This window comes from Paenibacillus polymyxa, assembly GCF_018614975.1.
GTDB classification, from domain to species: Bacteria; Bacillota; Bacilli; order Paenibacillales; family Paenibacillaceae; genus Paenibacillus; species Paenibacillus polymyxa_E.
In genome coordinates, this window is sequence record NZ_JAGGNR010000032.1 from 17,615 (window position 1) to 43,157 (window position 25,543).

24 protein-coding genes are annotated in these 25,543 nt (G+C 47.2%); 19 read left to right on the forward strand and 5 right to left on the reverse strand.

The genetic code is table 11. The annotated features are described in order from the left end of the window. Positions 1-85 precede the first annotated feature (85 nt). Entirely contained in the window at positions 86-331 is a 246-nt protein-coding gene (locus J7E78_RS22040) for an HPr family phosphocarrier protein (protein WP_036614658.1), read from the forward strand. A 225-nt stretch (positions 332-556) separates the two neighbouring features. Next, positions 557-850 (forward strand): Fpa/YlaN family protein, encoded by a 294-nt coding sequence (locus J7E78_RS22045; protein WP_036614657.1) that lies wholly within the window; start codon positions 557-559, stop codon positions 848-850. 383 nt (positions 851-1,233) lie between these two features. Here the strand turns inward: J7E78_RS22045 and cax are convergent, their stop codons facing one another. Continuing rightward, positions 1,234-2,304 (reverse strand): calcium/proton exchanger, encoded by a 1,071-nt coding sequence (cax, locus tag J7E78_RS22050; protein WP_215078212.1) that lies wholly within the window; start codon positions 2,302-2,304, stop codon positions 1,234-1,236. A gap of 183 nt (positions 2,305-2,487) precedes the next feature. On the opposite strand from cax, the gene J7E78_RS22055 reads away from it, so the two are divergent. After that, positions 2,488-2,850, forward strand: coding sequence for an Asp23/Gls24 family envelope stress response protein (locus J7E78_RS22055; protein ID WP_017687428.1), 363 nt, complete (start codon positions 2,488-2,490; stop codon positions 2,848-2,850). A gap of 128 nt (positions 2,851-2,978) precedes the next feature. Here J7E78_RS22055 and ftsW read toward each other — a convergent pair whose 3' ends face one another. Together ftsW and J7E78_RS22065 are read right to left on the reverse strand one after the other, a co-directional pair. Then, positions 2,979-4,268, reverse strand: coding sequence for a putative lipid II flippase FtsW (gene ftsW / locus J7E78_RS22060; protein WP_215078213.1), 1,290 nt, complete (start codon positions 4,266-4,268; stop codon positions 2,979-2,981). Positions 4,269-4,281: 13 nt separating this feature from the next. After that, the gene (locus J7E78_RS22065) at positions 4,282-4,629 is read right to left on the reverse strand and encodes a YugN family protein (RefSeq protein ID WP_074095774.1); all 348 of its coding nucleotides are present in this window, start codon (positions 4,627-4,629) and stop codon (positions 4,282-4,284) included. Between the two features lie 210 nt (positions 4,630-4,839). Between J7E78_RS22065 and J7E78_RS22070 the strand changes: the two genes are divergently transcribed. The 8 genes from J7E78_RS22070 to J7E78_RS22105 all read left to right on the forward strand — a co-directional run bounded on the left by J7E78_RS22070 (position 4,840) and on the right by J7E78_RS22105 (position 13,131). Further along, a complete protein-coding gene (locus J7E78_RS22070; protein ID WP_215078214.1) occupies positions 4,840-6,009 on the forward strand; it encodes a M20 family metallopeptidase in 1,170 nt (389 codons plus the stop codon). Positions 6,010-6,200: 191 nt separating this feature from the next. Further along, a complete protein-coding gene (locus J7E78_RS22075; protein WP_215078215.1) occupies positions 6,201-7,895 on the forward strand; it encodes a DNA repair helicase XPB in 1,695 nt (564 codons plus the stop codon). Positions 7,896-7,932: 37 nt separating this feature from the next. Further along, entirely contained in the window at positions 7,933-9,654 is a 1,722-nt protein-coding gene (locus J7E78_RS22080) for a helicase-associated domain-containing protein (protein ID WP_215078216.1), read from the forward strand. A 152-nt stretch (positions 9,655-9,806) separates the two neighbouring features. Continuing rightward, positions 9,807-10,244, forward strand: coding sequence for a YlbF/YmcA family competence regulator (locus tag J7E78_RS22085; RefSeq protein WP_036614642.1), 438 nt, complete (start codon positions 9,807-9,809; stop codon positions 10,242-10,244). Positions 10,245-10,274: 30 nt separating this feature from the next. Further along, complete coding sequence (locus J7E78_RS22090) at positions 10,275-10,538, forward strand: YlbG family protein (RefSeq protein WP_095290540.1); 264 nt, start codon at positions 10,275-10,277, stop codon at positions 10,536-10,538. A 165-nt stretch (positions 10,539-10,703) separates the two neighbouring features. Then, complete coding sequence (locus J7E78_RS22095) at positions 10,704-11,141, forward strand: hypothetical protein (RefSeq protein ID WP_017687436.1); 438 nt, start codon at positions 10,704-10,706, stop codon at positions 11,139-11,141. A 131-nt stretch (positions 11,142-11,272) separates the two neighbouring features. After that, complete coding sequence (locus J7E78_RS22100) at positions 11,273-12,196, forward strand: selenium metabolism-associated LysR family transcriptional regulator (RefSeq protein ID WP_215078217.1); 924 nt, start codon at positions 11,273-11,275, stop codon at positions 12,194-12,196. Between the two features lie 65 nt (positions 12,197-12,261). Continuing rightward, positions 12,262-13,131 carry a PHP domain-containing protein gene (locus tag J7E78_RS22105; RefSeq protein WP_215078218.1) on the forward strand — a complete coding sequence of 290 codons (870 nt, stop codon included), beginning with the start codon at positions 12,262-12,264 and terminating at the stop codon, positions 13,129-13,131. 141 nt (positions 13,132-13,272) lie between these two features. Here the strand turns inward: J7E78_RS22105 and J7E78_RS22110 are convergent, their stop codons facing one another. Then, the gene (locus tag J7E78_RS22110) at positions 13,273-13,719 is read right to left on the reverse strand and encodes a GNAT family N-acetyltransferase (protein ID WP_215078219.1); all 447 of its coding nucleotides are present in this window, start codon (positions 13,717-13,719) and stop codon (positions 13,273-13,275) included. Positions 13,720-13,948: 229 nt separating this feature from the next. Beyond that, complete coding sequence (locus J7E78_RS22115) at positions 13,949-15,721, reverse strand: Rqc2 family fibronectin-binding protein (RefSeq protein ID WP_215078220.1); 1,773 nt, start codon at positions 15,719-15,721, stop codon at positions 13,949-13,951. 356 nt (positions 15,722-16,077) lie between these two features. Here J7E78_RS22115 and J7E78_RS22120 point away from each other — a divergent pair, with 356 nt between their 5' ends. From J7E78_RS22120 to coaBC, 8 genes are all read left to right on the forward strand, one after another. Further along, on the forward strand, positions 16,078-18,936 hold the full coding sequence (locus tag J7E78_RS22120; RefSeq protein WP_215078221.1) for a cation-translocating P-type ATPase: 2,859 nt from the start codon (positions 16,078-16,080) through the stop codon (positions 18,934-18,936). A 182-nt stretch (positions 18,937-19,118) separates the two neighbouring features. Further along, positions 19,119-19,952, forward strand: coding sequence for a diaminopimelate epimerase (gene dapF / locus J7E78_RS22125; protein WP_215078222.1), 834 nt, complete (start codon positions 19,119-19,121; stop codon positions 19,950-19,952). Positions 19,953-20,091: 139 nt separating this feature from the next. Beyond that, positions 20,092-21,981 carry a bifunctional homocysteine S-methyltransferase/methylenetetrahydrofolate reductase gene (locus J7E78_RS22130; protein WP_215078223.1) on the forward strand — a complete coding sequence of 630 codons (1,890 nt, stop codon included), beginning with the start codon at positions 20,092-20,094 and terminating at the stop codon, positions 21,979-21,981. Positions 21,982-22,000: 19 nt separating this feature from the next. Next, positions 22,001-22,900: a YicC/YloC family endoribonuclease gene (locus J7E78_RS22135; RefSeq protein WP_215078224.1), complete on the forward strand. Its 900-nt coding sequence runs from the start codon at positions 22,001-22,003 to the stop codon at positions 22,898-22,900. 51 nt (positions 22,901-22,951) lie between these two features. Next, entirely contained in the window at positions 22,952-23,212 is a 261-nt protein-coding gene (gene remA / locus J7E78_RS22140) for an extracellular matrix/biofilm regulator RemA (protein WP_006209218.1), read from the forward strand. Between the two features lie 13 nt (positions 23,213-23,225). Next, positions 23,226-23,798, forward strand: a complete 573-nt coding sequence (gene gmk, locus J7E78_RS22145) for a guanylate kinase (RefSeq protein WP_017687445.1) — start codon at positions 23,226-23,228, stop codon at positions 23,796-23,798. Positions 23,799-23,955: 157 nt separating this feature from the next. Continuing rightward, complete coding sequence (gene rpoZ / locus J7E78_RS22150) at positions 23,956-24,168, forward strand: DNA-directed RNA polymerase subunit omega (protein WP_091028645.1); 213 nt, start codon at positions 23,956-23,958, stop codon at positions 24,166-24,168. A gap of 138 nt (positions 24,169-24,306) precedes the next feature. After that, complete coding sequence (coaBC, locus tag J7E78_RS22155) at positions 24,307-25,542, forward strand: bifunctional phosphopantothenoylcysteine decarboxylase/phosphopantothenate--cysteine ligase CoaBC (protein ID WP_215078225.1); 1,236 nt, start codon at positions 24,307-24,309, stop codon at positions 25,540-25,542. The last annotated feature ends 1 nt before the right edge of the window (position 25,543 follow it).

Genomic DNA, 25,543 nt, shown 5'->3' on the forward strand with positions numbered 1-25,543 from the left:
TGCTGTTGCTAGGAAAGCGGATTCACGGTATCATGTAGTGGTAATTAATAGATGATACCAATAGTAAAAAGACGGAGGGATTCCTATGTCGAGTAATAACGCGGCTGTAGTAGAAATTGCTCAAACAGCAGGCAAGTTTACTTCTTCAATCGTGCTTCATTCGGAGAACAAGTATATCGATGTAAAAAGTATTCTCGGATTGTTTACAACGCTGATCAGCACGCACAGCTATGAACTGCATGTTCATGGTCCAGATGCAGTTGAAGCGAAAGCAGCCATGTCAGAAGTATTTGCCAAGCATGGACTGAATGTAAGCATCGCATCTGAGTAATAGCTCTCAAGAAGCACCTTTGCCTTTTTTGGCAGGGGTGTTTTTTGGCATGGAATGCGCTGAATGCACATCTTGAGGTGACTGGAATAGGAGGATTAAGCTTCAACAAAAGGCTTAACTTTGCGGGCTTATTTTGGTCAGGTTCTTGTATTAGCTCTTCATTTCGTCTAATATTAGAGGTAGAACGTCTTTACGCGATTTTTGGGACATAGGGGGGAAAAATGCATGACTTCATCTGATCTGCAGGACCAGCTGAGTTTGAAAGCGATCAGTCTTCTTCAAGAAGATGCAGATAAAATACAGAAGCTTATTGAAGTACAGATGGAGAATCTGGCTACCCGCTACTGCCCTCTCTATGAGGAAGTATTGGATACACAGATGTATGGGTTCTCCAAGGAAGTTGATTTTGCTGTTCGTGCAGGGCTCCTTCCAGAAGGTGCAGGTAAGCAGCTGGTTAGCGCGCTTGAGCGGAATTTGGCAATTTTATATGAAGCCTTGAACAAAAAGAATGAGCAATAGCCTGCAATCGCGCGGGTCAGAATAGAAGGCATGCAGGCGTCTATGCATGCTTTTTTTGTACGTCTGACAAGCCAGCCGGAAGGCGTATACAAGCAAAGAGACAGCACCAAATGTGAATTCGGGCTGCCTCTTTTGTTATATAAATTAAACTAAACATTTACACAAAACGGAGAGGACAGAAATAACCTGAAGAAGCGGAGCGTTCGCCTAAAAGCTTTCTGAAAGAAAGCTTCATCGGAAGCATACGCTATCCCCGGATTTGCCCCTTTATAAAAGGAATCGAAAAAATCTGGGGATAACAGCGATCAGAAGATTGTTCTGTCAGCGGAGTGTCCAGTGTATATATTCTTTAGTTCAACTTATATAGCTTGGTGAGGGCCTGGTTACACCAGAAAGAAGGATACACCGAGTATGATGTACACCACGAGCAGGAGCAGACCTTCGTACCAATTCGTTGAACCATCTTGGGTAATGGACTTCGCAATAAATACGGATACGCCGATGGCGAGCAGTTCAATCGTTGTAAATACGATATCCATGGTTCTGCCCGTGAAGTAGCTGACAAAAATAAGTACAGGTGCAACGAAGAGTGCGATCTGCAAGCTGCTGCCGACTGCAATCTCAACGGCGGCACCAATTTTATTTTTCATGGCAAGCATGATCGCTGCACTGTGTTCGGCCGCATTACCGATGATGGCCACAAGGAATGCACCGACAAACAGCTCGCTAAGTCCAAATTCAGAAGTGAAGACTTCGAGCGTGCCCACCAGCCATTCACTGACGAAGGCAACCATGACTGTTGCGAGCACCAGGTAGAGAATAGATTTTTTCTTGGACCATGCCGGAGCATGCTCATGCGGTAGCTCCTCATCGCGATCCTCAGTGACGTCTGCAAGGTAGTTCTTATGTGTCACCATGGAGAATAGTAACCACGCAATATACGCGAGGATGAGCAATCCGGCCACGATGAGACTAAGTGTATTGGTGTCTTTCTGTGTAATGGAATGTGTATTGAGAAAGACTGCCGGAATAAACAGGGCAATGATGGCAACAATCATCAGGGAACCATTCAGACCTGCAAGTGAGACATTATAATTCTGAATTTTGAACTTGAGTCCTCCGGCAAAAATACTTAACCCGAGCACTAACAGCAGATTTCCGATGATGGAGCCTGTCAGACTTGCTTTGACCATGTCGAACAGTCCCTCTTTGACGAGGAAAATGGCGATGATCAATTCGGCGGCATTGCCGAAGGTTGCATTCAAGAATCCACCCAGCCGCTGTCCGGCGTAGTGGGCCACATTTTCGGTGGCTTTGCCTAAAAAACCGGCCACAAAAATAACCGAAATGGCTGATATCACGAACTGTAGAATCGAATCCCATTTCATGTAGTGGGCGATGGCACTGAGTGCAAAGAACGCAATCAGCAAAATGGATGAAATCCGGTTTCTCACAACAAACACCTCGGTTATAAATTATTTTGTTTTGAATTACATTGTAAATCGCTTATGAGATTATTTTCATATTTCAATATAACCAAATGGTGGTAGGTTGTAAACGCATCTTTTTGAGTTTAATTTGCTTTTTGGGGTGGAAAGGATTTAAAATACGAGTAACGAAGTGAAGGAGGATGTGGCATGGCAGAACAACTTCAACTGGAGAGCGGAAACATCCGGATTGCCGATGACGTGGTTGCAAAAATTGCCGGAATGGCTGCAATGGAAACGCCCGGAATTGCCGCAATGTCTGGAGGATTGTCAGAGGGCTGGGCGAAGCGACTCAGCGGTAAAAACGTACAGAAAGGCGTGAGCGTTGAGGTCGGCCAGCTGGAAGCAGCCATTGACCTGCGCATCATCGTCCTGTACGAAACCCCGATTCATGAAGTTTCCCGTATGCTTCAGCAGAATGTAAGAGAAGCGGTAGAGACCATGACCGGATTACGCGTGGTTGAAGTCAATGTAAAGGTAGAAGGCGTATCTTTCAAAGGCGACGATCTGTAGAAATCGCAATCCGCAATGGAGGACAGAGCCGTATTGACCTGTTCTTCATTTTGATAGACAGCATTGTAACGAGTACACAGAAAAAGGCTGCGCATCCATTAGGTGCACAGCCTTTTTTGTGTTGTTTTTTATCGAATCCGACGGATGGACTCCCGTGAACGAAGAGCAGGAGAGGTACGAGTCTGTGTCTGTACAGTCACGGACTTGGTTTTCTCTTCCTTAATCACGTCCAGATTGTTGGTGCGTGAGATACTGAGCAGAATGCCCATGGCAACCATCATCACAAAGAGTGAGGTACCCCCATAACTGATAAACGGAAGCGTGACCCCCGTCACCGGAATGGTCTGAGTTACACCACCGATGTTGATAAATGCCTGAATCGCAATCAGTCCCATAATTCCAATACCGACCAATGTTCCGAATGGATCGGGACAGCGGAGAGAGACAATAATTCCGCGCCAGATGAAGTATAGATACACAAGAAGAAATAATGCACTTCCGATGAACCCGAGCTCTTCCCCGATGACGGAAAATATGAAGTCGTTATATGCATTTGGCAAATAGTGCAGCTTCATCGTACCTTGTCCGATCCCGGAGCCTGTGATGCCGCCATCACCAATGGCAACAAGGGAACGGTAGAGGTTAAGACTTCCGCCATTAATATCAGATAATGGATCAAGAAAAGCCTGAATACGTCCGATCTTGTAGTTCTGCTCGGCAGTAACCGCTGTTGCAGCAGTCGTTGTGTCTGAAGGAGACATGGAAGAGAACAGGGAGTTCGCTCCGAACGCCAGTGCTCCACCGAGTACAACCAAGAGAATTGAACCCAGGATATGTTTCATACTGGCGCCACCGGCATAGATCAACAGACCACAGGTAGACACCAGAATGAAGGTGGTACCAAAGTCTGGTTGCAGCATGATCAGTCCTGCAATGAATCCAACGATGAACAAAACGGGAAAATACCCTGTTTTGAAAACCCTGAATTTCTCACCTTTTTTGGTAATAAGAGCAGAGAGATATAGAATGATAGCAATTTTCGCGAACTCTGCAGGCTGAAGACTGAAACCAAAAATGTGAATCCAGCTTCGTGCACCGTTCAATACTGCACCTGAGATCAAAACAATCACCAGCATGACCGTAGTGAGCAGAAAAAAGGGTGCATAGAGCTTTTTGTACTTGTTGAAGCGGATATTCATGGCAAAAAACATGCCAAATAGACCGATAATCGCCCACACAAGTTGTTTTTTCGTGAAGTAAAGGGCATCATTGTTAAATCTTTCGCTTGCGATTGCAATGCTGGAACTGGAGCTGAATACCATCACCAGTCCAAAGCCCACCAACAATAAAGTGAGGATTAGCAGTTGAAAATCCGGCGTGCCTCTCTTCGTTTTCGTTTGGGCCGTTTGTTGTTTCATCGTTTGGCCCAGCCTATGCTTCCAGCAGTTCTTTAAGCTGCTGTAATTTTTCGGCTGCCAGCTTCACGACTGGTTGCGGAACGGAAGAGTCATAATCCAGGCCGTGAGGGAAAGTGGCTTTGCCAAGGTATACTGCTTCAACAGCAAGAACGGTATCCGGTTTTTCCAATTTGCCTTCCACAGCGCGGGTATTAATGCGTACAAAGTATTCTGAGTTGGTTTGTTCATCTTCAATTTTGTAGTCATATGTAGCACGGTAATATTCCCATTGCCACCGGACAAATCCGACTTTCTCGGCGCTCTCATCCAGGTATGCCAAGTCGCTCTTCAAGCCATCCAAGCCTGTATTCTCAAAAATCATAAGCGTTTGATCCTCCTCATAAGCTTCCGAGTATAATTTCTCGATTATTTCTCTAGTTCATGATAGTATGTTTCCCCTTCCCGTGCAAGCTTTCCAAAGGCGTTTCGTATCGGTTTTCTTCCAATTCTGCTACAATATACAGCAATAGGTTTGAAGAGGAAGGTTCGGGCTTGATCCAAGTCCCGTTCAAGATTGAAAGGGTGGAGAGATATGACTAATAATATATGGTGGGAAGATCTGCAGATCCACATGGTGGAATGGCGGCGTCACCTTCATCGCAATCCTGAGGTTTCCTTTCATGAGGAGAAGACATCCTCTTTTGTAGCGGATATGTTGGAGAGCTTTGGCGTTGAAGTGAGGCGTCATGTTGGCGGTCACGGGGTCATCGGTACAATTCGTGGGGACAAGCCGGGGCCTGTCGTCATGCTGCGGGCCGATATGGATGCACTGCCGATTCAGGATGAGAAGGATATCGAATATGCGTCACAACAAGCAGGAGCGATGCATGCATGCGGCCACGATGGTCATATCTCGATTTTGCTGGGTACGGCATTGTATTTCAGCCGTCACAAGCAGGAGATCCAAGGCGAAATTCGGTTTTTATTCCAGCCGGCAGAAGAACTGCTTCCGGGCGGTGCAGTTCAGGTCATTGCGGACGGCGCGCTTGAAGGTGTGGATGTCATATACGGCATTCATCTCTGGACCCCGCTGCCTGTAGGTGTTGTTGCCAGCAAGGCAGGGCCGATGATGGCGGCTGCGGACGACTTTTACATTGAGATCAAAGGCAAAGGTGGACATGGCGGGATGCCGCAATCCACCATAGACAGTCTTATCGCGGGTTCTGCGCTTGTGATGCAGCTTCAGACCGTTGTCAGTCGTTCGGTTGATCCATTGCAACCAGCAGTGCTGACCATTGGTACAATGCAGGCGGGAGCGGCTCAGAATGTAATTGCAGAGCAATGCAAAATGAGCGGTACGGTAAGAACGTTTGATGAAGAGACTCGAAACGGGATGAAAGAGCGTGTGCTTACCATGGTAGCCCAGACAGGGGCAGCGTATGGGGCAGAGACGCAAGTGAAATATATTATGGGATACCCGCCTGTGGTGAATGATGAACAGGAGACAGCACGTTTCTTCAGGGAAGCTACAGAATTATTTGGGGCAGAACGAGTGCAAGCATCCCCGATGCTGATGCCAGCGGAAGACTTTGCGTATTATCTGCAGAAGGTTCCGGGGTGCTTTATGTTTGTTGGAGCAGGCAATCCGGAAAAAAATGCGATCTATCCGCATCATCATCCGATGTTTGATTTTGATGAAGACGCGATGCAGACGGCGGTAAAATTATTTATCGCCATGGCCAAGGGTTACACAGCCGAATGACTTTAGATGCAGTTGGGCATCCTGTTCATACCTAGGTATGGGCAGGATGTTTTTTTGTGGATTTTTATAGATGTTGTTCAAAAAGTCCACTTTTTGGGTACTGAAAACCAACTTTTTGAACTCGCAATTATACAGGTTCATTTTCGGAAGCTGCCGGAACTGGACTTTTTTGTGATAGGAGGAAGGCTCGAATGGAAGGAACAGAACATATGGTAAGGACAGATGCTTGTATCGTTCAGCGAGATTTTACAGTTTTGCTGGAAGTTGGACACCCCGGATTCGAAAGAGCAAGAGAACAGCTTGGGATGTATTCAGAACTGGTTAAGACACCGGCAGCGTTCCATACCTACCGAATCACTCCGTTATCGCTCTGGAATGCAGCTGCGCTGGGATGGAATGCAGATCAGGTCATCGCAAGTCTGGAGCTGGTCTCGCGCTGGAACGTGCCTGCTGCACTCATACAGGATGTTCGGAGAATCATGGATCAGTATGGCAAATTAAAGCTGCATTCCGAAGCAGATCACACCAGAATGCGCCTTTACAGTGAGGATGAGCGGTTGCTGGATGAACTAAGTGGATTGAAAACGATAGCTGCCTTTCGCATGGAACGCAAGGACGCTCATGAACTTCTGCTCCCAGGAGAACAGCGAGGGTTATTGAAAAGGGAATTAACACGGCTGGGTTACCCCGTACTTGATTACGTGGGGTATCGGGAGGGGACCAAACTTTCATTCCAATGGCGAACCAATGATCCAGGGGGCCGTTCAGAGCGATTTGCGCTGCGTTCTTACCAGAGAGAGGCTGTAGATGCATTTGAAGGCAGTGAGGGCATGGGAGGAAGCGGCTTACTCGTACTTCCTTGCGGGGCAGGCAAAACGGTCATTGGCATGGGCGTTCTGGAGCGGCTTCAATGTGAATGCCTTATTTTGACGTCCAATACAACGTCTGTGAGACAGTGGATTCAGGAAATTCAGGACAAAACAACGATTACCAGCGAACAGATTGGCGAGTATTCAGGTCAGAAAAAACAGGTGAAACCTGTGACTGTAGCTACATATCAGATTCTTACACATCGGAAATCAAAGGATGCTGATTTTACCCACATCAAATTGCTTAGTGAGCGACAATGGGGGCTGATCATTTATGATGAAGTGCATTTGCTGCCAGCGCCGGTGTTTCGCGCAACTGCGGATATTCAAGCTACACGAAGACTGGGATTAACGGCTACATTGGTTCGAGAGGATGGCTGTGAACAGGATGTATTCTCGCTGATTGGTCCGAAGCTTTATGATATGCCGTGGAAACAACTGGAGCAGCAAGGGTGGATTGCTGATGTACAATGTCAGGAGATACGTATCCCTTTTTCCCCGGAACTAAGATCGAAATATCTGCAAGCCGAGGTTAAGCACCAGTTTCGATTGGCTGCCGAGAATCCGGCGAAAGTACGTGTAGTCAAGCGTTTGCTGGAACGTCATCGGGATTTGCCTGCGCTAGTGATTGGACAATATCTGGATCAACTAGAGTTGATTGCCCGGGAAATTGAAGCACCTCTGATCTCGGGGACCATGTCACAGCAAGAGCGAATCAAATGGTTTTCCGCATTTCGGCGTGGAGAGATTAAAACGATTGTTGTATCCAAGGTTGCCAATTTTGCTGTGGATCTGCCTGATGCTGCGGTTGCGCTTGAAATATCCGGGAGTTTCGGGTCAAGACAGGAAGAAGCACAGCGGTTGGGACGAATTCTGAGACCAAAAGCTGGTGAAAACAAGGCATATTTCTATGCGTTGGTATCAGAGGATAGTAAGGAACAGGAGTTTGCATTAAACCGTCAGATGTTCTTGGTGGAGCAGGGATATGAATATGCCATCGTTCATGAGAACGAATAGTTCATTTTATACTCGCGAAAAGAGGAGGGATTGGGATATGTCTTCAATTGAACCAATAGATGAGCCTGTTGTACTGAACCTTGATTCATGGTCAAAGCTTACTTTGGTGGAGCAAAAAGTGCTTGGTGCAATTTTTCACAAACATGCCGGTCAGCCTTTTTCCTCCCTCCTGCCGCGAGAACAGTGGGCCATCGAAGGACTAAGTGTCGCAGAAGCCAAATCTTCATTCGCGAACCTTAGGCAGCAAAGATGGATTGAATCTGTATATAAGAGTTGGGGGGAGCGATTATTCTATATTCCTGCTTCGCTGATGGAGACATTAACGATTGCTTACGCACAAAGAGTGGGCATAACCATTGAACAGATGGGACAGCATGCTCATGTACTACAGGAAGGGAAGCCGGATATTGCTGCAGAGCTACTTCATCTGATCGCGTGGATCAAAAGAGAAGGACTTCCTTTAACAGGTAAGGGCACTATACATAAAAAAAGTGTTCAAAAATTAAGTGTGCTCACGGTGTTATCTTCGACAGACTTTGATGGTTTGAGCATCCAATATGAACATTCGGATTTGTATCAGACCCACGTAGCAATCCTTCTCGATCTATTGCTCAGTCTGAATCTGGTTCAGAAGTCAGATGGCCGAATTCAGATTGTAGATCATCAACTACAGAGATGGTTGAAGCTCTCGTGGAGACAGATGCATCAGGAAATATATCAAGCGTGTATGGAAAGATACGGAGAAGCCGAACCCGCACTGCAGCATTTCCGTTATCAATTGGCGGTGCTCGCTCCAGGAAAGAACATATGGTGCCATATAGAGAATGCGGAGTTGAAACCACGGGTCATGAGCTGGCTCTGCGCACTGGCTGGATGGGGGTATGGTGAAGTTGGAGAGGATCAGTCGGGAGAGCTGGTATTCCGCTGGCTGATCGAACCGCAGAGCCTTTTATATCGAGAACAAGAGATGGTAAGTGAAACGGAGCCGTGTGGATTTTACATGCAGCCTGATTTTGAGATGTTGGTGCCACCGGAAGCAGGGCCTGATGTGATCTGGATGGTGGAGCAATGTGCAGTACGGGTGACGCGTGATCGGATGTCCATCTATCGAATGACAAGAGAACGATTCGTTTCGGCCTTAGCCAGAGGGTATGGATTACATGAAATGATGGAGTTTCTGGATCAATATGCTCTGACAGGCATCCCGGAGAATGTACGTATTGCGTTGGAAGATTGGGGAAGGGAGACGGATGCTGCACCGTTGACTGTAGAACAGAAGATGGAGGCAACGGAGGCAAGTAGAGGTTCCGAAGATGATCCGAAGTTATTAGAAAAAGATGTGTTGACCGGTGTATATCCTCCTTCTTTCTACACACCCGATAATAAAGGTCTGGTTGATGTCCCTGCATTTCTGCATGGGTTGGAGCGTGATCATTCTGTCATTGAGAAGAAGTTCTCTCTGTTGGGGTTTGAGGAGATACCGGAGACCTGGTACAAGGAGTGGCGTCGATATCATAGTTCAACCGCACGACAGATTGCTGCCAAAGCCATTGAGTGGCAGACCAAGCTGGGGATTCAACAGGAAAATCGTACGCAATACCTCATTCCACATCAGGTAGAAGGTCATGAACAATGGACTTTAAGCGGTTGGTGCATGCTGGATTCAAGTGAACATGCAGCAGAGACGGAATGGCGTACATTCTCCCCGTCAGAGTGGGATACAATGCGTCTTATCCTGCCAGATGATGTCATAACCTGACTATTTCACGTGAATATTAGGTTGAAAGGCGAATTTTCGAGTTCTCCCTATTTCTAATTGCAGGAAAAACTCTTCTTAACTATTCATGGATATGCTATGATGAGATAGTCTACGTTAAGTAGAACTTTATATATAGATAGGATGAATATTTCATGAGCGTAGCGGAAATGAACACGGTCGATATGGCCCAAGTGTTAACGGGCGCATATGAACTGGGCGACATGATTAACCAATCTGCCGAAGTATCGGATTATTTATATTGGAAGCAGCAAGTCGAGACTACACCTGAGATTCAGATGGGGATTCGTAAGCTGAATGCCAAGAAGGAATTGTTTGAAGAAACACAGCGTTTCGGTCATTTTCACCCGGATTATCATGCAGCAAAAGACCAGGTGAAGGCGCTGGAACAGGAGTTGGAAAATTTCGAGGCGGTAATCCGCTTCAAACAGGCAGAGAAGTCCCTGGATGATATGTTATTCCAGATGTCAGAGACCATTGCATTTGCAGTGTCAACGACCATTAAGGTACCAAGCAATGACCCGAATCCGAAGGGCGGCTGTGGTAGTGGCGGCAAGTGTGGTTGCAGTTAAGTAATCATTATAGAAGGGCGGGGAACGATGATGTTTGCGGAAAGGACAGGATTCATTATTTGGGTTAGTGATTTGAAGGCTGCCCGTAATCTCGAAAAATATGGCACCGTGCATTATATCTCCCGCCGTATGCATTATGTAGTCATGTATGTTAATGCAGAACGGGCAGAAGATACGATGAAAAATGTGAAGCGACTTTCCTATGTGCGCAAGATCGAACGCTCGTATCGTAATGAGATCAAAACCGAGTATGCCAGCAAAACGATGGACAAAACGAGCTTTTACGGAATATAGACGAGAAACTGGAGGGACCCTGTGGGGTCGCTCTTTTCTTGAATTATGCACAAATTGGCTATTGTGAAAAAAAGTTAAACTTACGCCTTGAGGTTGCGGGACTAATGTTGTAATATATTTGGTAATAAATAGATAGAAAGTCCTATCTGGTGGAGAGTGATTCCCATGCGTGATAAGGTGATGCAACGTTGGAGCACCTACGAGCCGTTTTTCGTGGCTCTTGGAGACAAGAAAGTGGCCGACATCGTCATTACCCATCATGCCAAGATGCGGTATGCAGACCGTATTGAGCCTGCACGTAGTGATGATGACCATATTGCGGCGTGGTTATGGGAGTGTCTGAAGCAGGACCGTATAACACCATACTACCGTAATGAACAGGACGTCTACCTGATTGATGAGGATCTGGTGGTGGTCGCCGAATTTTCCGAACTTGAAGGAGAATATGATATTGCGGGCAACCCGTTGCACAAAATGATTGTAGTTACGTTTCTGGGACGTATGTCGGAGACCATTGAATTAAGGGACCTGAAGTCATACTATTCATGGTTAAGACATTCAAGAAGAATGACGTTGGTCAAAAATAGCCGCAAGCATAAGTAAGCCTGGTAGATTCAATATGTTGAAATCATAGATTCAAGTATTATCGCATGCAGACAAGCTGCATGCTTTTTTTGTTGCCAAACGGGAAATCGGCTACAATGTAGAGAGTGTAATCGAAGAGGGGCGAAGATATGAATTTTCACCAATTGCATATTTTTTATACGGTAGCAGAGAAGGGGAGTTTCTCGGCTGCTGCACAAGCATTACATATGACTCAACCGGCAGTAACGATGCAGATTCAATCATTGGAGGACTATTTTGGTACCAAGTTACTGCATCGTTCCACCAAAAAAATAGAATTATCCGAGGCTGGCCGAACTTTATTACCTCATGCGAAACGGAGTGTAGAGTTGGTCAGACAGACGGATGAAGCGATGTCGGCGTTTACCCAGATGTTACAAGGCAGACTCCAGCTGGGAGCCAGCTTAACGATCGGAGAATATGTGCTTCCACGCATGCTCGGACCATTTGCACTTCAATATCCGGATATTTCCATCGTCATGAAAGTGATGAATACAACGCAAATTATGGATGATATATTGAAGCACCAGCTTAATTTTGGTCTGATTGAAGCGCCAGTGCACCACCCGGACATGATTGTAGAGCCTGTCATGCAGGACGAGTTGAAACTGATTGTACCTGCCGGGCATGATCTGGCTAAGCGTAGCAAAGTGAATATTGAAGATGTAATGAATTATCCCTTTGTGCTGCGTGAGAAGGGCTCGGGTACTCGTCAGGTGATGGAAGACCAATTGCAAAAGAAAAAGATTGATCCACAGAATATGAATGTTGTGATGGAACTTGGCAGTACAGGAGCGGTAAAATCGGCCGTAGAGGCAGGGGTAGGCATTACGATGTTATCTCCTTCTTCGGTGCAGCATGAACTGGCTCTGGGACTTGTTCATATTGTGGATATCCGCGGACTCGAATTCAAACGGCAGTTCTATGCCATCCATCTAAAATCGTCCTTGTTGCCCCTGTCAGCAGTCGCTTTCCTCAACTATCTGCGTCAACAGGAGCAACTTGAGCCGGAACACAAGACGGGGAAGGCATAATAGCTGGCAACATCAATGATAGATAAGATTTAATCATAAAATTTCACACAAAGGAGCTGTTGTTCATGAATCAGCGCCAAGGACGCTGTGATCTTCATACGCATAGTCAGGCTTCCGATGGAATGCAGCCACCTGCTGATAATGTGAAGCTTGCCAAACAAAAAGGGCTATCTGCGGTTGCTCTAACGGACCATGATACAGTAGCTGGTGTAGCGGAAGCACAGCAAGCGGGACAAGAGTACGGTATTGATGTTGTTGCCGGAGTGGAGATCAGCACACGGGCTGGTGGGAAAGATATTCATGTGCTCGGGTATTATGTGAATACAGAGGATGAGCAATTCCTGCAACGGTTGCGCGGATTACGGGAAGCACGAGATGAGCGGAATCATCTGATTATCGCCAAGCTCCAAGAACTCGGACTTGATATAAGCTGGCAGGAGGTACTGGATGAGCTGGGACGACCGTTAGAGCCGGATGAGAGTATTGGCAGACCTCATATGGCTGATGTGCTGGTGAAAAAAGGTTACGCTGTTGACATGCGTGATGCATTTGATCAGTATCTTGCTGAAGGCAAGCCTGGCTTCGTATCTGTACCACGAGTTGCACCCGAGGATGCGTGCGAGTGGATCAGGGCCGCAGGTGGAGCCGCTGTGATTGCCCATCCGGGTCTCTATAATGATGATGAATTGGTACGACGTATCATCGAAGACTCTCATCCAGATGGCATTGAGGTGTTTCATTCGGACCATGGCCCGGAAGAGGAACGCAGGTATGGTGAGCTGGCCAAGGAATACCACCTCATTGAAACAGGTGGATCTGATTATCATGGCAAACGGCAAGGTGTTGTTTTCCACGGAGATCTGGGTAGCACAACCGTAACGGTTGATGTGTTGGAAAGGCTGAAGGCAGCTGCTTCACAGCAAAAAGGAGAGTAAGCGAGACGTTGCAACGCTGTATCTGACTATAATAGATTCTGTATTACTGGATACATGTTAGATCGAAGGAGTAAAGGACATGCAAGCATGATAGGGCTGAACCTTCATGTTTGCTGTCCTTTTTTTTGTACTCAAAAGAGTCTACGTAATGGAATAGTTTACCCAAGTGCCACGTGTAGCCCCGAGATGTTCGAATAATTGCTGTGCCCGCTCATTGGTCACTGCTGTGATCCAAGACATATATGCACATCCATGGTCACGCGTATATTGCTGACAGTGTGCAAATAATTTAGCTTCTGCTTCGCCCTCTCTGAATGTTTCCGTAACAAATAGGTCATTCATGATGGCGATACGCTCTGCTTTCATCGTGCTGTATGTAAAGAACAGGGTGGAAAATCCGATAAGCTTCCCATCCTCTTCTGCCACGAATTGCGCACCGATCTGCTGATTAAGCAGGTTGTTGATTAAAAGCTGGATGGATTGATCACCAGGCCAGGGGTTGTTGTAGAATCCCACCACATAGTCATGCATTAATGCCATCAGGGGTTTCAGATCATCAGGTTGAGTTTCTCTGATATGTATGGTCATGGTACACTTCCTTAACAGTAGTTTTATTTGTGATAATTGAATTATTATACATTAATACGCATTAATATTCAAAAAACGATAAATAAGATGAACTTTACATTAGTATTGAAACAATTTGATGAATCCACAAAAATCCCCTGAACCGTTATGGTCAGGGGATTCTGTCTGTTTTTGTTACCGTTACATCTCTATATAAGTGTAAATAATCCTTAGTTCAACTTATATAGCCTTATCCATTTTTAATCGTGGATGGCAAACTCTTGATCAATTCATCATTTGGCGTGACAAACAAGGTCTTCTGATGATCATAGATGACAAAACCTGGCTTCGCACCACTTGGTTTGCGTACATGACGGATAAACGTGTAATCCACAGGCACACTGCTGGACTCCTTGGCTTGGCTGAAATAGGCAGCAAGCTGTGCTGCTTCTTCCAATGTAGCTTCACCAAAGTCCGTACTGCGAATAACGACATGTGAACCTGGAATGTCTTTGGTATGCAGCCAAGTGTCGTTGGAAGAAGCGAGACGGTTGGTCACATACTCATTTTGCAGGTTGTTTTTGCCCACAAGAATATCAATTCCCTCGGAGGAGGTGAACTGATGTACGGTCGGACGGTCACTTTTTTTCTTCTTTTTACCCTTTTTATTGCGGTCACGAAGGTATCCTTGCTGCACAAGCTCGTCCCGTATTTCCTCAATATCGTTCATGGATGCAATGGACAGCTGCTGCAACAGGTTATCGAGATAGTTAATTTCGTCTTTGGTTTTGCCAAGCTGCTCATGAATGACAGCCAGACTGTTCTTGTATTTGTTATATCGCTTGAAATAACGTTGTGCGTTGTCAGACGGTGTGAGCAGTGGATCAAGCTGAATGGTAATGTTGGCTTGCTCTTCATCGTAGAAGTTCACAAGCTCCACGCTTTTGTCCCCTTTGTGGACCTGATGCAGGGAGGCAAACAGCAACTCACCCCATAGTCTGAACTTGTCCGCATCGTCCGCTTCCAGCAGATCCTTGTTCAGGTTGTCCAGCTTTTTGATGTTTTTGCTTCGCTCATTCTGCAGGAAACGGAGCAGATCACTTACTCTCTGTTTAACCGTGTCCCGTTCAGCCTTGTCTCCGTAATAATCTTCCATGCATTTGCTCATCGTGTCATAGGTTTTCTCCAACTCCTGAATGCTCTCAAGATGAACGGCGGAGAAAATCATTTTGCCTTTGGCGTTCATTCCGGTTACAGGCGTGTAGATATGATCTCTGACAGGTCCCATCACGGCTTCAAAAGCGTTCCAGAGTGCACCAGCCTCAACTCGGCTCTCACCCTCCACCACAGCCTGAGTGCTCACTGTGCCTTCAGCAGCAATCCCACGAGCAGCAATCTCTCCCGCAATTAACGGGCTAAGACCGCTAAAGGAGTTCACAAGCCAGCGTGATGCCTCTTCCTCAGCGGCATGATAGCTGTCCTCGAATGCTGTACGACTCACTTCGAGTGGATTACTTTTATGTTGCTCGGGTGGGGCAGTATACGCGAATCCAGGCATGATGACCCGGTAGCTGCTGATGGAAGGAGTCACATGATGAATGCCATCCAGAATCGTTCCAGTTACAGGATCAAGCAAAATAATGTTACTGTGACGCCCCATCAATTCAATGATGATCCGTTTAAGCGATACATCCCCCAGTTCGTCGCGCTGGCGCACATTGATGTGGATAATACGCTCCATGCCAATCTGACGGATCTCCTCAATGATGGCACCTTCACAGTGCTTGCGGAGCAACATGCAGAACATGGGTGCTTCCGTAGGGTTAAGGAATGTCTTTTCCGTAAAATGCACCCGGGGGTATGTTGGGCTTGCCGAAACAAGCAATTTACTATTTCCGCGCTGAGCACGCAGGGTGAGAACTACGTCATGGCCATTCGGCTGATGGATTTTGCTGATACGTCCACCTATACAGCCTTGCAGTTCATGAACAATGGCCCGTGTTACGATGCCGTCCAATGCCATTTTTTCCACTTCCTCTCTCTATCAAGCATCTGCATTTATCATGCCAAATGCTTCATCTATATAACTGAAACGTGCAACCAGGTATGTAAAAAAAACAGGACTGGCTGCAAATTTATTGTTGCTTGCCTGTTGAACGCTGGAATCGGTACTGCGCAGAACATCGCAGACTTTTATTTTAGCCTATTCTGTCCATCAGGGAAAGGATTCACCTTCCGGGTGCTAATCACAGACCTGTCCGAATACATATAGAGCAGGTAGTTTGTCCGGCATAGTGTACAGCCTGTCGACCAGCACGCCGGTGAAACATGTGAGCTTATTTAGCAGATGAAAAACAGACTGGGAGGGAAACTTGAAGCATGGAACATACCAAGTGGCATCAACTTAGTGATGAAGAGCTTCGTAACACTCTTGGCGTCAGCCCGCAGGAAGGATTGACGGATGAAGCTGTAGCAGAGAAGAGGAAAGTGGTCGGTTCGAATGAGCTGAGCGAGGGGAAACGCATATCTCCGATTACATTGCTCTTGAATCAGTTCAAGGATTTTATGGTGCTGGTGTTGATGGGAGCAACGTTGGTATCCGGATTGTTGGGTGAATATCTGGATGCGGTAACGATTGTGGCTATTATCGTACTGAATGCCATTCTGGGGTTTGTACAGGAATTCCGGGCTGAACGATCTCTTCGTGCATTGAAACAGTTGTCCGCACCTCTCGCCAAAGTGCTTCGATCGGGTCAGGAAGTACATCTTGCCGCCAAACAACTTGTACCAGGGGATATTGTCATGGTGGAGAGTGGGGACCGCATACCCGCTGATGTGCGCTGGCTGCAAACGAACAGTCTGGATGTCGAGGAGTCGGCACTTACCGGGGAATCAGTTCCTGTAAGTAAACATTGCCTTCCGATTGCCAACGAAGACGTTCCGCTTGGTGATCAGAAGAATATTGGTTTTATGGGTACCATGGTCACTCGTGGTACAGCCAAAGGTGTGGTGATCCGTACGGGAATGGAGACGGAGATGGGCAAAATCGCCGATCTGATCCAGAATACGGAGGAGCAGGAAACACCCTTACAGCACAGACTGGAGCAACTGGGCAAAATTCTGATTTTTGTCGCATTGGGATTAACCATTATGGTTGTCGTCGCCGGGATATTGCACGGACAACCAGCCGTTGGCATGTTCCTGGCAGGGGTCAGCCTTGCAGTGGCGGCCATACCGGAGGGTCTGCCGGCCATTGTAACCATTGCACTCGCACTAGGCGTGCAGCGTATGATCAAACGTAAAGCCATTGTACGCAAACTGCCTTCCGTCGAAACTCTGGGCTGTGCATCCGTAATCTGTTCGGATAAGACAGGCACGCTTACCCAGAACAAGATGACGGTAACGGATGTGTGGCTGGAGGGGCGTAACCTCAAGGTTACCGGGGATGGTTATGCACCTGAAGGACAGATGCTGGAGAACGGTCGAACGGTGGAACTGAAGAGTGACCAGTCGTTACGCAGAATGCTTCAGATCAGCGCGCTTTGCAACAATGCGAGTATTGTGGAGACCGTTGCAAGCCAGATGGGGAGCAAGAAAAAGGGCAAGGATAATAAAAAGGACGGCAAGAAAAACACAAAAAAAGGTGATCTCCAAGAAGAAACAGTTCAACGAGACAATGTATTCTGGGAGCTGAAGGGCGATCCAACGGAAGGGGCACTTGTCACACTGGCCTCCAAAATGGGGCTTACTCCTGCCGGACTCAAAGAGTTGTACGCCCGCCAGCAGGAATTCCCGTTTGATTCGGAGCGAAAACGCATGTCGGTCCTGGTTCATCACCAGGGGGGCCGAATGATCTACACCAAAGGTGCACCGGATGTATTGATCGGACACTGCAGTTATATTTTGTGGGAAGGAAAGGTCGTGCCTTTCACTGGAACGCTGCGGCAGAAAGTGATGGCAGCCAACGAGAGCATGGCCGGAGCGGCACTACGTGTCCTCGGAATGGCCTACCGTGAAGTGCGGCCGGAAGAAAAAGTGGCTGACGAACACGCCGCCGAAAGTCAACTTGTCTTCGTAGGACTCGCAGGTATGATTGATCCACCGCGTCGTGAAGTACGAGATGCGATTGCCACATGCCGCAAGGCGGGCATTCGTACCGTCATGATCACAGGTGACCATGGAACAACGGCAGAAGCCATTGCTCATCAACTCGGAATTCTTCCCCGTGGAGGTGCCTCGTTAAGTGGTCAGCAGCTGGCAGGCATGACAGATGACCAACTGGATAAACAGGTAGAGGGCATCTATGTGTTCTCAAGAGTGTCTCCTGAACATAAGCTTCGCATCGTAAAATCGTTGCAGCGCAAAGGGCATGTCGTCGCGATGACGGGAGATGGGGTAAATGATGCTCCAGCCATTAAAGCAGCAGACATCGGGATCGCGATGGGCATCACAGGCACAGATGTGACGAAGGAAGCTTCGGCGCTCATTCTGAGTGATGATAACTTCTCGACTATTGTGGCTGCCATTGAAGAAGGCCGTAATATTTATGAGAACATTCGCAAGTTTATCCGTTATTTGCTGGCATCAAACGTGGGCGAAATATTGACAATGTTCTTTGCAATGATGATGGGCTTGCCGCTACCACTCGTGCCTATTCAGATTCTGTGGGTTAACCTGGTGACGGATGGTTTGCCTGCAATGGCGCTCGGGGTAGATCAGCCGGAAAAAGATTTGATGGAACATAAACCCCGTGGAGCCAAGGAAAACATTTTTGCCCGCAGACTGGGTTGGAAAATCGTCAGCCGGGGTGTATTAATTGGATTATGTACACTCGGAGCCTTCTGGCTTACCCTTCAGGCTGCACCGGATAATCCGGGTCAACTGATCAAGGCACAGTCTGTGGCTTTTGCTACACTCGTTTTGGCACAGCTTATTCATGTCTTTGATTGCCGTAGTTCGCGGTCCATCTTCCACCGGAATCCTTTACAGAACAAATATCTGGTTCTTGCTGTTATTTCATCGGTTGTACTGATGCTGGTTGTCATGTACGTTGAACCGTTGCAGCCGATATTCAAAACCGTACCGCTTGGTTTGCGTGAATGGGCGATCTGTATCGTTGCTGCGGGCATTCCAACGTTCCTTATGGGCGCAGGCAGCGTCTGGGGTGGGCGTCGTAACCGCCGCCGTATGGGTGGTTCTGGCCGCTTCGTACCGAAAAGTACAAAGTTTTCGGCATAAAATCAATACCTTTTCCTTACCCATTTCGTTATGCTATCCTCAAAATGATTCGAAGCGGAAGCTTTGGCATTTTGCAGGATAGCTTTTTTGTGTAGATGTTGAATATGAATTTCTATGGTAATCCTGTAGAAGAGCAAGAATATAGCTTTGGCAGCAGACTGCCAAAAGGAGTGGGCAAGATTATGGAATTTACGAAAATGCATGGACTTGGTAACGATTTTATCATTGTATTTGGTGAAAAGGAGCTTCCGGCAGATGCAGCAGAACTGGCTGTGAAATGGTGCAACCGTTTCTTCGGCATCGGTGCGGACGGCCTGGTTTATATACTGCCCTCGGAAAAGGCGGACTTTCAGATGCGTATCATGAATTCGGACGGTTCGGAAGCAGAACAGTGCGGTAATGCCATTCGCTGTGTATCCAAATATGTATACGATCACGGTCATGTTAGCCAAGAGCAGATTACCATTGAAACGATTGGTGCAGGGGTACAACCTGTGAGTCTCAACATTCGTGATGGTAAAGTGGAGACGGTTCGTGTGGATATGGGTGAGCCGATCTTGAATGGCCTTCAAGTACCTACAACGGTGGATGCGAATCCAGTGGTTGATCACTACATTGAAGCGAATGGACATGCGTTCAAATTCACTGCTGTATCCATGGGTAACCCACATGCGGTTATCTATGTTGATGATGCTGTGAATTTTGACCTCACGACCTGGGGCCCACTTCTTGAAGTACATCCCATGTTTCCGAAAAAAATCAATGTTGAATTCGCAACAGTTCGTGACCGTGGATATGTGGACATGCGTGTATGGGAACGCGGAGCTGGTCCAACACTTGCTTGTGGGACCGGAGCTTGTGCAACACTGGTATCCTCTGTCCTGAATGGACATACAGATCGTACAGCAGTCATCAGCCTCAAAGGTGGAGATCTCCACATTGAGTGGAATGAAGCTGACAATCATGTGTACATGACTGGCCCTGCTGAAGTTGTTTTTAAGGGAATCACTTCATAAAAAAGTGGAAGGTTTAACCAAAGGGGCCTGCGGGCCTCTTTTTTATCTTGCATCAAAAACCTGTGTTTTTCTTCGTTTTTTAGCGTTTTTTGTGTTACATTAGTATGAAAATGATCACAGCTAGGCGGGGGGAAAAGGGATGAAGGCGGATTTGCGGAAAGCTATGCAGGAACGAGTTCTCATTGGAGATGGGGCCATGGGAACGTTTCTGTACCAAATGGGATTCCCGGTAGGGATTTCATATGAAGAGTTAAACTTGATTTCACCTGAAGTGGTGGCAGAAGTACATCGCCGTTATCGGGACGCGGGTACAGAAATATTTGAAACCAATACTTATTCTGCCAATTACGACAAGTTGTCCAAGTTCGGTCTGGAGTCCAAGGTGGAGGACGTGAACCGTTCCGGCGTACGCATTGCCAAAGAGGTAGCTGGAGATACCGGTTATGTGCTTGGTGCAGTTGGTTCCATTCGAGGTGGCAAGCGGACGAACGTGTCAACGAGTGAACTGAAACGCTTTTATCAACAACAGATCTTTGCATTGCTTGATGAAGGCGTGGATGGCATTCTGCTTGAGACCTTCTATGATATCGAGGAAATGGATATTGCCCTTTTGCAAACGCGCAAGCTAAGTGATCTGCCCGTGATTGGACAATTTGCGGTAGAGGATGTAGGACACACACTGGACGGATATACAATGCCTGAAGCCTTCCGGATCATGCGGGAGCAGGGTGCGGACGTGATCGGTTTTAACTGTCGCTCCGGTCCAAACGGGATTATGCGTGCCATGGAAACCGTCTCCGGACGTATTGGTATTCCAATGTCTGTTTATCCGAATGCGGGTGCAGCAGATTATGTCGATGGTGAGTTCCGTTATGGTGCAACTCCGGAGTACTTTGGTCAGACGGCAGTGCAATTTGCCGAACTGGGCGCTCGTATTATCGGCGGTTGCTGTGGTACGACACCTGATCATATTACCGCAATGAAAGAGGCGCTTGCTGACTATATACCTTCGCCTATTTTGGAGCCTGATCCGTCAGAATCCAAACCGCGTATTGTGCTGCATGAACATGTGGATGAGCGTTCCGGACGTGGAGGTCAGCCTACGATTGTTGATCTGGTCAAGCAGCGTCACACGGTTATTGTTGAACTTGACCCGCCGCGTGACTTGGACATTGCCAAGTTCATGAAGGGTGCCGAGACACTGAAAGCAGCCGGAGCCGATGCCCTGACACTGGCCGATAATTCACTCGCGGTTACACGCATGAGCAACATGGCACTGGGTCACCTCGTTCAGGATCGCACGGGCCTTCGTCCACTTGTGCACATTGCCTGCCGTGACCGGAACCTAATTGGAACACAGTCCCACATGATGGGTTTTGATGCTCTGGGCATTAATCATGTACTCGCTGTGACAGGAGATCCTGCAAGATTTGGTGATCTGCCGGGTTCAAGCTCGGTATACGATCTGACTTCTTTTGAAATCATACGCATGATCAAACAGTTGAACGATGGAGTGGCTTTCTCAGGTAAACCGCTGAAGCAAAGAGCTGGTTTTGTAATTGGAGCAGCATTTAATCCTAATGTGAAATATCTGGAGAAAGCTGTACAACGTCTGGAGAAGAAAATTGCCTCTGGCGCTGATTACATCATGACACAACCGATCTATGATCCAGAGTTGATTGTAGCAATGCACGAAGCGACCAAACATCTGGATGTGCCCATTTTTGTAGGTGTAATGCCGCTGGCGAGTGGACGGAATGCAGAGTATCTGCACAACGAGGTTCCCGGAATTCAGCTCTCGGATGAAGTTCGTTCCCGTATGGCAGGTCTGGAAGGCGAAGAAGGCCGTGCGATGGGAGTGAAAATTGCCAAAGAACTGCTGGACGTAGCAACAGCACATTTCAAAGGGATCTATCTTATGACACCGTTTATGTTCTACGGCATGACGGCCGAACTGACTCAATACGTATGGGAGAAGTCCGAGCATCAATGTCCTACTTGTTTCAACCCTAATAATCAATTACAATAGTAAAACGGATGTGATGCCGATGTCATTCAGTATGACCGGATACGGTCAATCCGCCTTTCATTTTGGCGGCTATAAGGTACAATTAGAGATCAAATCTGTTAATCATCGTTATTGCGAAGTGATGATGCGTCTGCCAAGAGAGTGGACGTATTATGAAGACGGTTTGAGGAAAATCGTACAGAATCGTTTGAAACGTGGGCGGATTGATGTTTATGTAGTGAAAGAAAAAGAGGAAGACCAGGCTCTTCCCGCTGTTCTGAATGAACAGACGGTCAGGGCCTATCTGCAGGCTGCAGAGCAACTGGAGACCCAATATGGAATGCAGGGCAAACCAAGTATTGTGGATATGCTTGGGCTGCCGGACGTTATGGTTCATTCGGATGGGACAAGTTCCATTCCCGAAGAGCAGAAGGACGAATGGGAGCGAGTGCTGCAGGAAGGATTGAAAGAGGCTCTGTCCAGCCTTGAACAGATGCGCGCTCGCGAGGGTCTTCATCTGGCCAGTGATCTGGAACGGCGTATTACCCGTCTGGAGTCACTGCATACCGAGATGCTTGATCTTGCACCGACTGTGGTAAGTGATTATCGCAACAAGCTAAGACAAAGGCTTACGGAAATGCAGGAAGAAGGCTCTTTCCCTTTTGATGAGCATAAATTGGGTATGGAAATTGCAATGTTTGCCGATCGTTCTAACATAGAAGAGGAGCTTACGCGTCTACAGAGTCATTTTGGACAGAGCAGGGAACTGCTGAAGAGTGATGAGCCCGTAGGTCGTAAGTTGGACTTTCTAATTCAAGAGATGAATCGGGAAGTCAATACGATTGGATCTAAAGCCAACCATTTGGCTCTGGTGAATCGTGTTGTCGAGATGAAGGCGGAGCTGGAGAAGATTCGTGAGCAAGCTGCGAATATCGAATGAGCGGCCAAATTTCGGCAAAAGAGTCGCATGTATAGGGGGAAGAACCTGATTATGGCAATCAAACTCATTAACATTGGATTCGGTAACATCGTATCGGCGAACCGGATTATATCCATCGTGAGTCCGGAATCGGCGCCGATCAAGAGAATTATACAAGAGGCAAGAGATCGTCACATGCTGATTGATGCAACGTACGGAAGACGTACTCGTGCCGTAATTATTACGGATAGCGATCATGTCATTCTGTCTGCAGTTCAGCCTGAGACGGTCGCCCATCGTCTTTCTTCGAAAGATGATGATAACGACGAATAAAATGGAGTGTAATATGTCTAAGGGATTACTGGTAGTGTTGTCCGGCCCATCTGGGGTCGGAAAGGGTACTGTATGCAGCGCTTTGCGCAAACGGGTGCCGGAATTGATCTATTCCGTATCGGCGACGACCCGTCAGCCTCGTCTCGGTGAAGAACATGGTGTGAACTATTTCTTCAGAAGTCATGAAGAGTTCCAGAACATGATTGCTGAAGATCAATTGTTGGAACATGCGGAGTATGTTGGTAATTATTACGGAACACCGCGTGATTTTGTGGAGAAAACGATTAACGAAGGCCGCGACATCATTCTGGAGATTGAGGTTCAAGGCGCGTTAAAAGTGAAAGAGAAATTCCCGGAAGGGATCTTTGTTTTCCTGCTTCCTCCTTCATTGGACGAGCTGAAAGATCGCATTCAGGGCCGTGGTACCGAAAGCCAGGCTACCATTGATCACCGGATGTCCGTGGCGGTTGATGAGATCAGTCTGCTGGAGCAGTATGATTACGCTGTTGTTAATGATGAAATTGATTTGGCGTGCAAGAGAATAGAAAGCATCATAATCGCCGAACATTGTAAGATCAATAAATAATCCCTTTTGCCGCTGCAGAATGCGATATAAGTGGGGCAGTTGTCATATCATGTACTGAAGCACTCCTTCTCGGAATGCCCGGATGTGAAGACATGCCACATCAGTTCTGTCAGGCGGCAACTTGCGATTATACTAATGCGAAGAGGTGTTTGTTAATATGCTGTATCCTTCTATTGATGAAATGATGAACAAAGTCGACAGCAAGTATTCCCTTGTTGTTGCTGCTTCCCGCCGGGCTAGACAGCTACGTGAAGGTGAAAAATCGGATTTAAGAGGTGCCAGATCCCATAAACAAGTGGGCGTTGCACTGGAAGAAATCTATGGAGACCTGCTCGTTGTCATCAAAGGACAGGACGAAGAAGAAGAGTAAGCCCCTGTGGCTGCTCTTCAACTGCATACGGCGCAAGCCGGATTAATTGACAACCGCGAGGTTGTTATTTTTTTACGAATAAGCATATTTCAATGAACTCATTGTTTAGACGTCGTATAAATATCGGGGGAAATAAACATGTTGAACGGTAAAAAAATCGTGCTTGGTGTGACAGGCGGCATAGCCGCATACAAAGCAGCAACATTATGCAGCAGACTGGTGCAAAAGGGTGCCGATGTTCATGTGATCATGACAGCTTCCGCTACACAGTTTATTACCGAATTAACGCTGCAAACGTTGACCCGAAACACCGTATATACCGATACATTTGATGAGCGTGAACCAGCTGTCGTATCTCATATTCATCTGGCCGATCTGGCTGATCTTGTTCTGGTTGCTCCGGCTACAGCCAATGTAATTGCCAAGATGGCGCATGGCATGGCAGATGATATGCTCTCAACGACTCTTCTTGCCACGACAGCCCCTGTTATGATTGCTCCAGCGATGAATGTACATATGTATGATCATCCAGCTGTAAAGCATAATATGAACCTGCTTGTTGAACGGGGCGCCATGATGATTGAACCGGGTGAGGGTCTGCTTGCTTGTGGATATGTAGGCAAGGGACGTCTGGAAGAACCGGAGAGCATTGTGGATGTGGTGGAACGTTTCTTTGAACAGCGTGATTCTGCAGACCGTAGTCGGCAGGGACAAGCTTCATTGTTACAAGGCAAGAAGGTTGTTGTTACGGCTGGAGGTACGATTGAGCGTATTGACCCAGTACGATACATTACGAACGATTCGTCTGGCAAAATGGGATTTGCAATAGCCGCAGCTGCACGTGATCTGGGTGCCGATGTGAAATTGGTTATGGGCAATACCCAAGCCAAGCCACCGGAGAACGTTGAGTTGATCCCTGTACAGTCTGCACAGGATATGTATGAAGCTGTAACACGCGAGTGGGATGATGCAGATATCGTGGTTAAGGCGGCGGCAGTTGCCGATTATCGCCTAAAGGAAGTTTACACCGAGAAGATCAAGAAGAAAGGCGACACGTTGTCGCTCGAACTTGTTAAAAATATAGATATTCTTGAAACGCTGGGTAAACAGAAAACCCATCAGTTTTTGATTGGTTTTGCTGCGGAGACTCAGTCCGTTGAGATGTATGCACGTGAGAAATTGGAACGGAAAAACTGTGATCTGATCGTAGCCAATGACGTAACCCGCACGGGTGCAGGATTTGGAACAGACACCAACGCGGTACATATCTATGACCGGGAAGGTTTGGTGGAGGAGCTTCAAGTGATGGCCAAGGACGATGTGGCTCATCGGTTGCTCCGGATTGCGGCGGAGCGCATTGCCGGGAGGAATTAGG

Coding starts and splice junctions, on each gene's coding strand:
- J7E78_RS22040 (WP_036614658.1), top strand. CDS start 86: ATGTCGAGTAATAACGCGGCTGTAGTAGAAATTGCTCAAACAGCAGGC.
- J7E78_RS22045 (WP_036614657.1), top strand. CDS start 557: ATGACTTCATCTGATCTGCAGGACCAGCTGAGTTTGAAAGCGATCAGT.
- J7E78_RS22055 (WP_017687428.1), top strand. CDS start 2,488: ATGGCAGAACAACTTCAACTGGAGAGCGGAAACATCCGGATTGCCGAT.
- ftsW (WP_215078213.1), bottom strand. CDS start 4,268: ATGAAACAACAAACGGCCCAAACGAAAACGAAGAGAGGCACGCCGGAT.
- J7E78_RS22065 (WP_074095774.1), bottom strand. CDS start 4,629: ATGATTTTTGAGAATACAGGCTTGGATGGCTTGAAGAGCGACTTGGCA.
- J7E78_RS22070 (WP_215078214.1), top strand. CDS start 4,840: ATGACTAATAATATATGGTGGGAAGATCTGCAGATCCACATGGTGGAA.
- J7E78_RS22075 (WP_215078215.1), top strand. CDS start 6,201: ATGGAAGGAACAGAACATATGGTAAGGACAGATGCTTGTATCGTTCAG.
- J7E78_RS22080 (WP_215078216.1), top strand. CDS start 7,933: ATGTCTTCAATTGAACCAATAGATGAGCCTGTTGTACTGAACCTTGAT.
- J7E78_RS22085 (WP_036614642.1), top strand. CDS start 9,807: ATGAGCGTAGCGGAAATGAACACGGTCGATATGGCCCAAGTGTTAACG.
- J7E78_RS22090 (WP_095290540.1), top strand. CDS start 10,275: ATGTTTGCGGAAAGGACAGGATTCATTATTTGGGTTAGTGATTTGAAG.
- J7E78_RS22095 (WP_017687436.1), top strand. CDS start 10,704: ATGCGTGATAAGGTGATGCAACGTTGGAGCACCTACGAGCCGTTTTTC.
- J7E78_RS22100 (WP_215078217.1), top strand. CDS start 11,273: ATGAATTTTCACCAATTGCATATTTTTTATACGGTAGCAGAGAAGGGG.
- J7E78_RS22105 (WP_215078218.1), top strand. CDS start 12,262: ATGAATCAGCGCCAAGGACGCTGTGATCTTCATACGCATAGTCAGGCT.
- J7E78_RS22110 (WP_215078219.1), bottom strand. CDS start 13,719: ATGACCATACATATCAGAGAAACTCAACCTGATGATCTGAAACCCCTG.
- J7E78_RS22115 (WP_215078220.1), bottom strand. CDS start 15,721: ATGGCATTGGACGGCATCGTAACACGGGCCATTGTTCATGAACTGCAA.
- J7E78_RS22120 (WP_215078221.1), top strand. CDS start 16,078: ATGGAACATACCAAGTGGCATCAACTTAGTGATGAAGAGCTTCGTAAC.
- dapF (WP_215078222.1), top strand. CDS start 19,119: ATGGAATTTACGAAAATGCATGGACTTGGTAACGATTTTATCATTGTA.
- J7E78_RS22130 (WP_215078223.1), top strand. CDS start 20,092: ATGAAGGCGGATTTGCGGAAAGCTATGCAGGAACGAGTTCTCATTGGA.
- J7E78_RS22135 (WP_215078224.1), top strand. CDS start 22,001: ATGTCATTCAGTATGACCGGATACGGTCAATCCGCCTTTCATTTTGGC.
- remA (WP_006209218.1), top strand. CDS start 22,952: ATGGCAATCAAACTCATTAACATTGGATTCGGTAACATCGTATCGGCG.
- gmk (WP_017687445.1), top strand. CDS start 23,226: ATGTCTAAGGGATTACTGGTAGTGTTGTCCGGCCCATCTGGGGTCGGA.
- rpoZ (WP_091028645.1), top strand. CDS start 23,956: ATGCTGTATCCTTCTATTGATGAAATGATGAACAAAGTCGACAGCAAG.
- coaBC (WP_215078225.1), top strand. CDS start 24,307: ATGTTGAACGGTAAAAAAATCGTGCTTGGTGTGACAGGCGGCATAGCC.